The sequence below is a fragment of the Rhodospirillaceae bacterium genome, from assembly GCA_040219235.1.
In the GTDB taxonomy this organism is placed as follows: domain Bacteria; phylum Pseudomonadota; class Alphaproteobacteria; order Rhodospirillales; family Rhodospirillaceae; genus WLXB01.
Genome location: JAVJSV010000011.1, coordinates 294,432 through 306,976, shown reverse-complemented (window position 1 = coordinate 306,976; position 12,545 = coordinate 294,432). Strand labels below are relative to the sequence as shown.

Here is a 12,545-nt window from a genome sequence, read left to right as displayed (position 1 = left end):
CCGAGATGAAAATTTTTATCGTACTCTTTTGGGTGCTTGTCCCGAGCTATGTGTGGGCACAAACCAAAACGTTTCCCCCGGCTGTTCAGGCCCTGATTCCGCAAGCGGAAGCGGAAGGCGACCTCCAGGTCTTCGGAGCCACGCTCAACCCACGACAAGTGCGGGCGTTTTCCCAATCCTTCAATGACTATTACGGCATTGATATCGACCTCACCATGTCCGGCGGTCTGCACTCGGCCAAAGCGTCTGAAGTGGCGCTGGCCCATCGCGCTGGGGTGCCCACCGGCATTGATGTGTTCTGGACCGGCCTGATTGCGGCCATGGCCAAGACCGGCGCATTGATGGAGATTGATTGGATCAACACCTATGGCGCTGATCCGTCCCTGGCCATGGGGCCCTGGGGTCTGCGCACCCACGACGGTCATCAGAGCATGGTCACCGTCAACACCGGGCGCGTCACCGCCGCTGACGCCCCCAGAACCTACTTTGATCTACTCGACCCCAAATGGCGCGGACGCATTACCATGCCACGCTCGCCCTATCCCTGGATGGCCATGAGCTATGCCCTTGGCGAAGACGAAACCGCAAACTTGCTGCAACAGATAATCGCCCAGCAAGAGCCGAAACTCCTCGCCCGCTATGCAGATATCCGCGCCCGCGTGCTCAGTGGTGAATTTCCGGTGGCCATCGGCACCGACATTTTCTCGCTGCAGAAACGCGGCGCACCCGTCGCACATCCAGATATTGATCTGTTGGTGCTGTCGTCTTCGGGTGCGTTTGTATTAGAGGACGCCGAACATCCCGCCGCCGCGAAATTATGGGCGCTGTGGGCTGTCTCAGCTGAAGGCCAGGCCACCTTGGAAGAAGCGCGGAGTTATTCGCTCGCGGAAACACCGGGCACGGCGCTAAACACCTATGCTAAAGGCCGCCGCGTGGTCCATGTGCCGTTTGATTGGCGTTTGGAAAACCATGATCGCTTGTCTGAAAAGTTTTTGGCGATTCTCGAAGGCAATGGTGCGCCCGACGAAGAGTAACGCACCGCTTGCTTCTTAGCTCATACCGGCGACATCACCCTTGATCGACGCCCGCTGTGCGCCGGTGTCATCGCCCAAGGCTTTCAGCACCAGAGTCAGTTGCCGCCAGGACCGCATATTTTTGGGCTTTAAGGCCGTGCGCTCCGACAACAAACCCCGCGCCGTGGTCCACTGTTCCGCCCGGATCGCCGCATCAATGAGAATCTCTGTGAACAGGTCGCGCTGGGCGTTGGAACCGCCGATGAGATGAACATGATCGCGCACGGGCTCCAACTGCGCGACACATCCCGCAAAGTCTTTCGCCTTATAGGCCGCTAAGGCTGCACAGAGGTCGTAGCCAACCGCATTGGCCACATGCGCATAAGTATCATCCTGCGCGTCGCGATAGGCATCAATCGAGCTCACATAGTCCGCTGCCGCGTCTGCCTCCGTTGCCCCTAAAGCCAACGCAAAGTGGGCATCGACAAACGCCAACAGCTTGTCATCAACCCGCCCTTTGGCTTTCTCGCCAAGCACAGCCCAACGATTGCCGACATCCACACCCTCAATATCAAGCCGGGCCAGAATGGAAATATCATTGGTCAGGTCCAGATATTCATCGGACGCCGGATCAAAAATCTCATCATCATAAAGCGCCAACAGTTCCTCGTGTCGCCCCGACTCAAACAGCAGCAAGCCTTTGTGCCAGGCCAGATGATACCGAAAGTTATTCCAGTTCTCGTAACCGCCCTTGGACTCGAGCCAGGCAATGCCGTCCTGCCGACGGCCTTCCATCTCACACACATGGGCGACCGTGTGCACCGCCCAGGCATCGGCTTCGTTGAGGCTGGCCGCCGCACGGCCAAGCGACTCTGCCCGCGCGTAGTCGCCGGTTTCTTCCAACCCGAACGCCCGCATCGACAACATGTAGCCGTAGGTGGGCAGGTCTTCGCGGCCTTCCCAGGCATACCACACCCGTCCGACCGAATTTCTAACGTTCGCCGCATCGCCCATATAAAAGTGGGTGTAATGCAGCATCTTCACGGCCAGCACATCCGTAGGATAATCGCGGATGACCTCTTCCCAGGCCGCCGTCGCCCCCACCAGATCCAAGCCGCACCACGCCTCCAGCGCTTTAACGTGGAGCTGCTCACGGGGCGTTGCCATCGCCGCGCCCCGTTGCGCCGCCTCCAGGGCCTGCTGCGCTTTGGGCACCAACTTGCGCACCCCCATCATGTGCATGAAGTAGCCGCGCAGCACATTGGCCAGCACCATTTCGCTGTCTTGCGCATAGGTGGTTTTCAGCAGATCACCAATGTCTTTGCCAAACCGGAGATATGCCACAAGGGTGCGATCAAAAGCGTCCGCCGCCTCTTGACTGGCGGCGGTGACTTCAAGCCCATTATGATCTCTGATCATAACAACCTAACCTGATCTGTGATCATAAAAAAACCCGATCAATCATCCATCATCGCCTGACCCCATGCGGGTTCCAGCGGCACGTAGGACTCAGGTCCGATATTCAGCGATGAGATATCCATGATGTGCGTCCGCATGCCACGCATGAACCCGGCGGTGGACCGCGCCCAGGCCAGCTTGGTGCCATCGGGCGATAAAGACGGCAGGCCATCAAAGCCCTCGTAGGTGGTGAGGCGGAACGGCTTGCCCCCCGCAAGATCGCCCAGATACACATCCCAGTTGTTCTCGCCACGGATTTTGACAAACACATAATGGCGTCCGTCCGGAGCCGGATACGGTGCCCAATTCATATCTTGGTCAAAGGTATAACGCCGCCAGTCAGAGCCATCATGCTTGATGGTAAACACCGTCATCGGCGTGGGACTGACTTTGCCGTACTCGGATTTGCGCCACGCCCGGAACAGGATGGTTTCATTGTCCGGCATGAAGAACGGCGCGCCCTCTTGCCAGTCTTCCGTAAACGTCACTTGCTGCTCACCTGAACCATCGGGCCGCATTTTCCACAGGTCCATCTGACCGTCAATCATACGACCAAAGACAATCCATTGACCGTTGGGCGACACGGAGACTTCCGCTTCGTAATATTTGTTGTTGGTCAACCGCACCCGGTCAGATCCATCGATGTTGGAACTGTAAAGCTCCGCGCCTTGCGGATATTCATCTTGATCCGACCAGTTGCCCGCGGGCATATCCAAGTTATCGCGGGTGGACGTCCAGACGATGCGTTGTTGATCCGGGAAGAAATACGAGCAGGCATCCTGTCCGCGATCGTTTGCCGCCTGCAAATTCTTACCGTCAATAGAATAGGTGTAGGTCAGATTGCCAGTGGTGCCGAACGGGGATTTTACGGCGCGCGAGTCATTGGTCTGGGCAATCATGTGATAACTGTCCGGCGCAAAGTAGGCTTCCGCCGATACGGGAATATCCGGAATGTCGTAATAGGGGAACGCTTCGTCGTACTTGATTTCAATATCCGGATTGCCCGAGCCAAATGCACCGCTGGCATTTGAACTCATCTGCGATGTGGTGTTGGCCGCACAGCCTGCGAGCACCGCCGCTGCCAGCACTGATCCCATTATCTGAGTTTGCATCTCACACCCCTCCCCAGGGTCCATTGTGGTTCGATACGCTTATGACACCCGAGTAGACTTCCTCTGGCAAGCCCTTTGGGCGTAACATCGTGTAACGCTGCGATAATCAAATGCCTTTATCCACAGGAGCACCCCCCATGGCGCGACTCCAACTCTTAATTGCCCTCCTTGTACTGGCCCCTGTTATCTCAGACATCCCAGTCGCTGCGGCTGAAACCGGCGAAACCTTCTCCGATTGTGAAAACTGCCCCGAGATGGTCACGGTGCCGTCGGGCACGGCGACTCTGGGCTCAGAGCCCTGGAGCGCCAATCGCAAGGGCGGGGACGGACCCATCCGTGAGGTCTCCATCACGTACACGTTGGCCGTCGCCAAAACGGAAACCACCCGGGCGCAATATCGCGCCTTTGTCGACGCCACCGGATATGAAACCACCTATGAAGACGGTCGCGTCGGCTGCAACACCTGGACGCACGACCGCATTCTGGGGTTCGTGCGCGACCACACCTGGGACGCGCCGGGTTACGATCAACGCGAAGATCATCCCGTGGTGTGCGTCAACTGGGCCGACGCCACCGCCTATGCTGCCTGGCTGGCCGAGACCACCGGCAAGCCCTATCGCCTCTTGTCCTCCACCGAGTTTGAATACGCCACACGCGCGGGCACACGCGGACCCTGGTTTTGGGGCACCGCCAACGCCGACGCCTGCACCTATGCCAATGTGGCCGACTCAACCTTCCGCCGGCTGTACGATTACGCGCCCGTGTTTGCCTGTGACGATCAGTTCGAGCGCACCTCACCCGTGGGCACGTTCGAGCCCAACCCCTGGGGCTTGCATGACATGCTCGGCAACGCCTGGGAATGGACCGACGACTGCGTCCATGAGGACATGAGCAAAGCGCCAACCGATGGCCGCGCCTGGCGTGGCGAAGACAACGGCTCCTGCGAACGCCGCGTGCCGCGCGGCGGCTCCTGGGTGTCCGGCACGGATTGGGTGCGCGCTGCCGCACAAGCCGGAGATTGGGCGCTCTATCACAGCCAATTGCTCGGGTTTCGTGTGGCGCTAACGATCAAAGACTAAGCGCTCACAAACCAGTCGCTTTAGACGGGGCGTTTTTTCAGCGGCTTTGTCAGCTCACTGGCCGAGACCATGGTGCCGGCGGCAAACAGACAAGCCAGGATGATGATGGGGACGGGATCATGCAAACTGGCCAGCAGCACCGCCCCACACAAAAACACACCGCCGACGCAGCAGATGCAGACCACCAACAACGTCAGATTTTCCAGCGTCTTGAACAGCAGCGAACTCGCGCGCGCCGGTTTTGCTTTGTAAGCCATGCGTCTCGTCTTCCAGTTCGCTCGAGGCTCGAGCCTTCAATATACGGCTGACGTCTGAAGTCGGACATCAACGCCAGAGCGTTTCTTTGGGTTGCGATAAGTCTGCCGCAAAAAGGTTAAGGGGGTGTTGCGGTCGCAGAAAGCTTGAAAGGTATAGTTTTAACCAGCCTTCACCCCACAACATCCAGCACATAAACGCCGCGCGCGCCGGACTCCACAGCCCCTGCCAGCCTGCTGCGTCCGTTGTCGATGGCGGCCGCCTACATGCGGTGATACTATTTTGAGGGCCGTGCTAAACATAGTGCTGTAGAATCCCCGCACACTGTTTTGAGGACTGAACTTTGGAGAAAGTGAGATTCGTCGTCGCCTCGCGCGCCAGCGAGGCCGACTTCTATGAAAAAACCGCCACCGGGCGATCGCTGCGGCTCTATAACTTTCCCTTTTTGGACGTTCGGCTGTTTCCGGCGAACAGCACGGGTCTTCCGAAGCTCTACAACTCCGTCATTAAAGACTGCGTAAACGATCCCTGCACGCTGATTTTCGCCCACGACGATTTGCACATCCTCGATTTCTATTGGGTCAATCAGATCGCGACCGCCCTGAAGCGCTTTCAAATCGTCGGTGTTGCCGGCAACACGCGCCGCCTGCCGCGCCAACCGAGTTGGGCCTTCATCGACACCACAGGCACGTGGGACTCCCAGGAGCATCTCAGCGGTATCGTCGGCCACGGCACGAGCTTTCCACCGGAGAATCTGAGTATCTTTGGCCCCGTCGGCCAGCCCGTAAAATTGCTGGACGGCCTGCTCCTGGCCGCCGAGAGTAGCACCTTTACCGCCAATGGATTACGCTTTGACGAACGCTTCGATTTCCATTTCTACGACATAGACCTCTGCCGCCAGGCTGAACAGAAAAACATCACCTGCGGCACCTGGCCCCTGTCCTTGATCCATGAAAGCGCGGGAAACTATGCATCGCAAGCCTGGAAAGACGCCTACGCCACCTATCTCGCCAAGTGGGGCGAATGATGGAGCAAACGCCGGTTCACGAGCAACACAACCCCGACCTGCTCAAAATAATTCCTGCAAACGCCAAGCGATTGATTGAGGTCGGCTGCAGTTCCGGTGCCCTGGCGCGTGAATTCAAAAAAACATCACCTGCGTGCGATTATCTGGGCCTAGAAATAGAGCCCGCCTACGCCGCCCTTGCGCGCCGGTCTTGTGACCGCTGCCTTAACCTGAATCTGGAAGAGTCCGGCGATGATTTCTGGTCTACCGTCGCGGACCGTGACTGCTGGATTTTCGGCGATGTTCTCGAACACTTCAAAGACCCCTGGGCCGTCTTAAGTAAAATACGCGCCGTCATCCCGCCAAACGGCGTTGTCGTCGCCTGTGTTCCTAACACCCAACATTGGTCCGTCCAGGTAAAACTCAGCGTCGGTGCTTTTGAGTATGAAAATGCCGGACTGATGGACAAAACCCACTTGCGTTGGTTCACGCGACAGACGTTGCTGAAACTTTTTACCGAGACGGGGTTCGCCGTTACCGAAGGCTTCCCGCGCACCTTCGATGAACCCCAGCGCGACAAATTCCTCCCCCTCATCGCGCAAATGGCCGAAGCCGCGGGCGGCGATGCAAAGATAGCGGTCGCCGACGCTCTACCTCTACAATATGTCGTAAAGGCTGTCCCTAAGTAGCTGCGAAATCATCGTCTTGCGGGCACTGTTGTTTGATAATCCTGCGACGCCTTGGGTGAGCAGCCGCAAATTGATCACACCTATAAACCCCAGGTGTTTCACGCCTCTTAGCTTTAGGTGTTTCACACCTCTTAGCTTTAGGTGTTTCACACCTCTAAACCACCGGTCATCACACCTCATGAACTCTAGGTGTTTCACACCTCAAAATTCAGAAATTTTTGCCCGAGCAGACGGCCAAAGGTGATCGCCGGCGTCACCAAGCTGCCGTTGGTAAAAGCCTTACCCGAGGTCACGCCAGCGCCGAGCACTTCCCCTGCGGCATAAAGATTGGGCACAGGTGTTCCATTGGGCCGCATCACGCGGAGCCGCCCATCAACGGTCAGTCCGGCCGACGACACAACCGTCCATCCGGTCATGATCACAGCATAGAACGGCCCCTTGGAAATTTTTGACGGGCGGTGCACACGGCCAAACGGATCAGGCGCACCGCTGTCAATGGCGTCATTAAACTGATCAACCGACTTGCGCAGACCTTGTGGGTTGACCCCTGCCTTCACCCCCAGAGCATCAATGCTGTCGGCCTTAAAGAACATGGAGTGGGTTTCAAACCCGTCCATCATTTGATCAAGAGTCCAGCGGCCCACAAACGGTGTGCTGGTTGTCATCATTTCGTGATCGGCAATGACCCACATGCGCAGTCCGGGCTGCTTGCCCAGGGCTTGCTCGCGATAATCCAATCCCGGGTAATCCTCGCGCACAAAACGATCACCATGAACGTTGACGTAAATTTCGCGCGGCGGTCGCCGTGCAGGGTTGCCACTAAAGTAGGCTTCAAACTGGGTTGGATAAATATTGTCTGCCATCAGGCCGCCAAAAATACTGGCGAACTTATCTTGTCCGCGCACATAGCCGCCCGCGCCTTGTCCCAGCAGAATGCCTTGCCCCTGACTATAGGGATAGGCAATGTCACGGGTGAGCGGCACGCCGTGCATGTCTTGGAACATACGCGGGTTGGCGGCAAAGCCACCGGAGGAAATCAGCACATGCTGGCCATAATGGTCTTGCAGGTTGCCCGTATCATCTTCAGTCACCACGCCAAGCACAGCCCCCGTGGCATCTTGGATCAGATCGACAGCCCCGGTGCTCATCATTAAATCAATGCGCCCCGACTCAACCCCCTTGAGCAAGGCAGGCTCCATGGCCTTGAAGATCGACACACCTTCTTCCGCGCCCCACATGTAACGGGCTTTGGAAAAGGGCTCATGGCCGCCGCCCGTGGTGGGGTGATCCTCCATCACGCGATAGCCATTCTGCGCCAGCCAGTTCACCGACTCTCCAGCATTGTCGACAAACAGCCGCGTCAGCACCGGGTCTGCGGTGTTGCGGTTGATGCGCATGTTGTCGGCATAATGTTCGTCTGGGGAGTCCTGGATGCCCTTGGCCTCCTGAAAAACGGTGCCCGCTGCAGCGATCTGACCGTTGGAGCGATCAAGCGTGCCGCCCAGAATAGGCGCTTTGTCGATGACCAGCACCCGCGTCCCACGTTCCGCCGCAAAAATCGCCGCCGGCATGCCAGCCGTGCCGCCGCCAATGACAATCAATCCATATTTGTCTGCCGCCTCGGCCCGTCGCCACGCAGGCAGCACGCTGGCCGCGAGACCCGCTGTCGCGCCCAGCAACAAATGACGCTTACTGATCGGTTTGATCTTGAATCGCTGGCTCATGGTCCGGTCCTTCCTGAAGAGGTGCGTGTGTCTGCCATCGATGAGTTAGGAGCACTTTGATAATGAATACAATACACGCAACACACCCAAAATGCCGATAGAGGTCAAGAGCCGGTCCAACCCCGTGTTTTATCCCGATACATCCAGCACTTAATAGCCGCGATTTTATGCTGGAAGCGCCGCCTTCGAAATCCTGGGACAAACCAAATCTGTCGAGCATCGAATGCTATGCCCGGACTGAAGAGCCCGCGCCGATGACGGCAGGGACCTGAGCGGCAGCCATGGCCTAGCGGCAGTGACCTATGGTCACACCGCACAGTCTGACCTAAATCAGATATCCGCTGGTGGCTATTTGCAGACATAAAGAGGTATCTTTGACTCACCATCTTTGTGAACCAACGCGTTTGTCCCTAATTGATCCCTAAAGGAGTGACACTTATGCGCACTGCAAATTTCGTCCGATACACATTGATCGCCTGCACCGCAGGCTCCGCCCTTCTGCTCGCCGGAGCCGCCCTTGCTCAACCCGCGAACCCGACCCCCTTTCAGCAACGTGTCATCGAAGCCATGGAAGGCGACATCCGGACGGAAAAAGATCGCGCCCGGGATGCCAATCGCCAGCCAGCCGAGGTGCTCGAATTTTTCCGCATGCGTGAGGACATGAGAGTCCTTGAGGTCTTACCTGGGGGCGGTTGGTACACGAAAATTCTTGGCCCGGTGCTGAAAGACAAAGGCAAACTTTACGTCACGCATCCGCCAGGGCTTTATCAAGACATATTCCAGCCGACGCGTGAGCTTGCCGGACTCGAGGGCGTCGAAGAAATCGACTGGAACGGATACCCAAGTCCGACGGGCGGATTCTTCGACCCGTCAGGGGAATGGGATGTTGAGCCTGTCGATCTTGTCCTGACATTTCGCAACTATCACAATTTTTCACCTGACGATCGTATGGCTGTGAATAAATCCTCCTACGATGCGCTGAAGCCTGGCGGCTACTACGGCATCGTCGACCACACGCGCCGGCATATGGAGCCAGGCAATGAGGAGAACGGCAGACGGATCGACCCGGTGCTGAATATCAAGGAAGTCTTGGACGCTGGGTTCATCTTCGTCGATTTCTCCGACGTGCTTGCCCGACCGCAAGACGCGCTCACACTTGAAGTCGCAAATCCAGCCGTAACTGGGCAGTCGGACCGCTACACGCTGCTCTTTCAGAAGCCGGAGTAAAACGCCTGACGTAAGGGAAACACAGGCTGCCAGGGGCAGTGGTTTTGCACTGCCACGCCCTGGCAAAAGCCCCGTTTCCGATCATTCTAAATGCACTTTACGAAGGCAGCGCGTTCGCCGGACTCCATCGCGCCTTCTAAACCACGGGTGGATTGCGAGGTGTGCTCCCCGGCGAAGTGAATGCCGCCCGTGGGCTGGATCACATTCTCTTTTTATTTAGTAATCATACCGGGCCGTAAATACTTGGTAGTAAGGCAGGCTCCTTCATACCGCTTCCTCGATAGACACCAGCTTTCCGCGCTCTTCTTGAAGCTCATGCCAGTGCTCGCGGGCAGAGCCAATGGGTTTGATACCCGGGGTGGGGCGCCCATCCTTTCCGTCATCCATCTTCTTCCAGTGCCCCCGGAACCCATCGACTGTTAGTTCGATGACTGTTCCAGATGGCATAACAAGAAGCTTTTCTTTCAAGGACTCATTGCCATGAATGTGTTTGGGCCAAAGCGAGTGATCGCGTACTTCAACGAGGCTCATAGATTATCTCCTAAGGCACCCCATTATACGGGGCATGACCCCCATATACCCATATACACCCCCATGAAGAAAAGCCTAGGCGCTGTGCTAGGCAACTCCATTCTGGCGTTATTAAGACAGCACCTGCAAACCGTGCTTCTGCACGATGGTGAGTAACTTGAGCGCCATACCACTGGGACGCTTCGCGCCCGTCTCCCACTTCTCGACCGTGCTTTCGCTGGTGTTGAGATAACGGGCAAATACGGGCTGACTCACATGGTTGGCTTCGCGAAGCTGCTTGATCTGCTCAGGTTTGATTTCGGAAGGTACTGTCAGGCAGCTTTCATCAAAGTTGCGCATCGTCGCCTTGTCGATGGCACCGGCTTTGCGGAGCGCGGAGGCCGATGTGTGAATCGCCTCAAAGGCATCACTTTTATATTTAGCTTTGGTCGCCATTACAAATCTCCACCCTTACAAATCTCTATGATGTCACCGTCCGCAAGCAACAGCGCGATCTGGTTCTCGCTCAGCCTTGCGTAACTTTTGGCCAGCGACCGAAACGCGGTAAGTTCATTATCTTCAATATTTGCCCGGTCTTTCTTGGCGAACAAATATTCATACATCCAATGCCGTCCAGCTTTGGCGAGAATGAGGGCGCGATGCCGGTTCTTGTTGAGACGTTTTTTGAACACGCCGCCGCCAAGGGTATCGCACTGGCCTTTCATCACCTGCGCGATGGCCTTGCAGAGTTCATCATCCTTGATGCGCGCTTTTGAGGCCGCCTTGGCAAACCAAGCCGTTTTGAACACACGTGTTATCTTAACAGAGGCTGCGCTCATAGAATAATTATCTAGCACTCAGTGCTATATTTGTCAAGCTTGAGAGTCACTGAATCCGCGAGTTCTGCGCCTCAGCCAGCCCTACCCCAGCACATCGAGCACTTCGAACGCCGCGCGTTCGCCGGACTCCATCGCGCCTTCCAAGCCACGGGTAGATTGCGAGGTGTGTTCGCCCGCAAAGTGAATGCTGCCGGTGGGCTGGATCATCTTCTCTTTGTATTTGGCAATCATGCCGGGTCGCCAATAGGCGTACATGCCCCCGGCATAGGGGTCGTTGCTCCACGACCACGAGCGGCGCACCCGCACCTTGCCCTTGGCGGCGGGCCGGGCGGCCACCAGATCGGCAATCAGCCGCGCCTCGGCTTGGTCTTGCGGCAGCCGGTTGAGGAACGACGCCAGACGCCCGGTGGCGAACACATATTGGCCGACCACGTTTTGACTGCCCGCTTCGCCGTTTTCGGTTTGCGGGCCCATGCGCCCCGGGGTGGTGTCCATCCACATGCCAGCCGGCAGGCCATCGTCTTCCCAATAGGGGGCGTCGACCTCCAGGAAGGCATGGAAGCACGCGCCATAGGGCATGGTTTGAATGGCCTCCGCCTGCACCCCGGTGATCACCGGATCAAACGCCACAAATTTCAGGGCCGAGAACGGCAGCGTGACAACAGCGCGTTTGCCGGTGAACACGCGGCCATCGTCCGCCACCACTTCAACCCCGGCCCCACCCGTGCGGATCCCGGCCACCGGCGTGTTGCGGTGAATCGCCCCGGTTAGGGCCGCCGCCATGGCGTTGACCAAACTGGAATTGCCGCCCTCGATGTTCCAGAAGTTGGGGGCCTCGGCCTCAAACTGCGAGCGGGCGAAATTCCACACATGCATCATGTGCACCGCCGACAGATCATCGATGCTGTGGCCATAGCCTGGGTTGGTGTCCATGCCCAAACGAATTTCCGCCTCGCTGTGGCCGTTGGCCAGCATCAGATCACGCAACGAGCGGTCTTGCGCAGCGATCTCTGGCTCCCACCAGGACTCCAAATCGCCAAACAGTTTGTACTTATCAATCATGCGAAACCGATAGGCCGCCGGGGTGAGCGCGCGGGCCTCGCCCTGAAACGGATTCAGCGGATGATCGGCCCAGTCTTCGTTGAGGATGTTGATGCCCTTAATATGAATATGCGTGCCGAAGCCGCTGCTGGTTGCGGGCGTGCGCTTGACGCCCAGGCGATCACAAAAATCGAGGAAACGGGCATACATCGCCCCCACCGACGAGCCGCCGGCTTCCGGATTGCCGGGCAGGTCGGTCATGGTGTAGCAGCGCCCGCCGATGCGGTCTTTCGCCTCGACGATGGTGGTGGAATAGCCTTCGCTTTCCAACCAGCTCGCCGCCGTGAGACCCGCCAACCCAGCGCCGACGATCACCACATCGGCCGTATCTGCGGCCAACGCGCGGCGTGATCCGAGACCCGCCGCCCCCGTTGCCATACCCGTTGTCAGGGTTCCCGCAAGGGCCGTGCCCGCCAGCAGGCCCAGGCTGGAGCGTCTTGAAAGTGTGGGATGTGCCGTCATGGTGTTCGTCTCCGCAGGGGTCAAAAGCGTCGATTTAAGCCGGAAGTAACACTCTATCGCATCTGACTCA

General features: G+C 57.6%; 14 protein-coding genes. 5 read left to right on the top strand and 9 right to left on the bottom strand.

Features of this window, described 5'->3' with window-relative positions:
* Positions 1–5 precede the first annotated feature (5 nt).
* Positions 6–1,034 carry an ABC transporter substrate-binding protein gene (locus tag RIC29_05475; GenBank protein MEQ8734352.1) on the top strand — a complete coding sequence of 343 codons (1,029 nt, stop codon included), beginning with the start codon at positions 6–8 and terminating at the stop codon, positions 1,032–1,034.
* Between the two features lie 15 nt (positions 1,035–1,049).
* Here the strand turns inward: RIC29_05475 and RIC29_05470 are convergent, their stop codons facing one another.
* Both RIC29_05470 and RIC29_05465 read right to left on the bottom strand, forming a co-directional pair.
* On the bottom strand, positions 1,050–2,432 hold the full coding sequence (locus RIC29_05470; GenBank protein MEQ8734351.1) for a tetratricopeptide repeat protein: 1,383 nt from the start codon (positions 2,430–2,432) through the stop codon (positions 1,050–1,052).
* A 38-nt stretch (positions 2,433–2,470) separates the two neighbouring features.
* Positions 2,471–3,583, bottom strand: coding sequence for a hypothetical protein (locus tag RIC29_05465; protein ID MEQ8734350.1), 1,113 nt, complete (start codon positions 3,581–3,583; stop codon positions 2,471–2,473).
* A 137-nt stretch (positions 3,584–3,720) separates the two neighbouring features.
* Between RIC29_05465 and RIC29_05460 the strand changes: the two genes are divergently transcribed.
* Positions 3,721–4,662: an SUMF1/EgtB/PvdO family nonheme iron enzyme gene (locus RIC29_05460; protein MEQ8734349.1), complete on the top strand. Its 942-nt coding sequence runs from the start codon at positions 3,721–3,723 to the stop codon at positions 4,660–4,662.
* A gap of 20 nt (positions 4,663–4,682) precedes the next feature.
* On the opposite strand, the gene RIC29_05455 is transcribed toward RIC29_05460, so the two are convergent.
* Positions 4,683–4,919 carry a hypothetical protein gene (locus tag RIC29_05455; GenBank protein ID MEQ8734348.1) on the bottom strand — a complete coding sequence of 79 codons (237 nt, stop codon included), beginning with the start codon at positions 4,917–4,919 and terminating at the stop codon, positions 4,683–4,685.
* Between the two features lie 350 nt (positions 4,920–5,269).
* On the opposite strand from RIC29_05455, the gene RIC29_05450 reads away from it, so the two are divergent.
* Positions 5,270–5,944 carry a glycosyltransferase gene (locus tag RIC29_05450; protein MEQ8734347.1) on the top strand — a complete coding sequence of 225 codons (675 nt, stop codon included), beginning with the start codon at positions 5,270–5,272 and terminating at the stop codon, positions 5,942–5,944.
* Complete coding sequence (locus RIC29_05445; protein MEQ8734346.1) at positions 5,941–6,612, top strand: class I SAM-dependent methyltransferase; 672 nt, start codon at positions 5,941–5,943, stop codon at positions 6,610–6,612. The genes RIC29_05450 and RIC29_05445 overlap by 4 nt, the downstream gene beginning before the upstream one ends.
* A 194-nt stretch (positions 6,613–6,806) precedes the next feature.
* Here RIC29_05445 and RIC29_05440 read toward each other — a convergent pair whose 3' ends face one another.
* Positions 6,807–8,336 (bottom strand): FAD-dependent oxidoreductase, encoded by a 1,530-nt coding sequence (locus tag RIC29_05440; protein ID MEQ8734345.1) that lies wholly within the window; start codon positions 8,334–8,336, stop codon positions 6,807–6,809.
* Positions 8,337–8,774: 438 nt separating this feature from the next.
* Between RIC29_05440 and RIC29_05435 the strand changes: the two genes are divergently transcribed.
* A complete protein-coding gene (locus RIC29_05435; GenBank protein MEQ8734344.1) occupies positions 8,775–9,563 on the top strand; it encodes a hypothetical protein in 789 nt (262 codons plus the stop codon).
* Positions 9,564–9,649: 86 nt separating this feature from the next.
* Here the strand turns inward: RIC29_05435 and RIC29_05430 are convergent, their stop codons facing one another.
* From RIC29_05430 to RIC29_05410, 5 genes are all read right to left on the bottom strand, one after another.
* Complete coding sequence (locus RIC29_05430; GenBank protein MEQ8734343.1) at positions 9,650–9,766, bottom strand: FAD-dependent oxidoreductase; 117 nt, start codon at positions 9,764–9,766, stop codon at positions 9,650–9,652.
* A gap of 61 nt (positions 9,767–9,827) precedes the next feature.
* On the bottom strand, positions 9,828–10,094 hold the full coding sequence (locus RIC29_05425; protein MEQ8734342.1) for a hypothetical protein: 267 nt from the start codon (positions 10,092–10,094) through the stop codon (positions 9,828–9,830).
* 111 nt (positions 10,095–10,205) lie between these two features.
* Positions 10,206–10,529: a DNA-binding transcriptional regulator gene (locus RIC29_05420; GenBank protein ID MEQ8734341.1), complete on the bottom strand. Its 324-nt coding sequence runs from the start codon at positions 10,527–10,529 to the stop codon at positions 10,206–10,208.
* Complete coding sequence (locus RIC29_05415) at positions 10,529–10,912, bottom strand: type II toxin-antitoxin system RelE/ParE family toxin (protein ID MEQ8734340.1); 384 nt, start codon at positions 10,910–10,912, stop codon at positions 10,529–10,531. The genes RIC29_05420 and RIC29_05415 overlap by 1 nt, the downstream gene beginning before the upstream one ends.
* A gap of 81 nt (positions 10,913–10,993) precedes the next feature.
* On the bottom strand, positions 10,994–12,475 hold the full coding sequence (locus RIC29_05410; protein MEQ8734339.1) for an FAD-dependent oxidoreductase: 1,482 nt from the start codon (positions 12,473–12,475) through the stop codon (positions 10,994–10,996).
* Positions 12,476–12,545 lie beyond the last annotated feature (70 nt).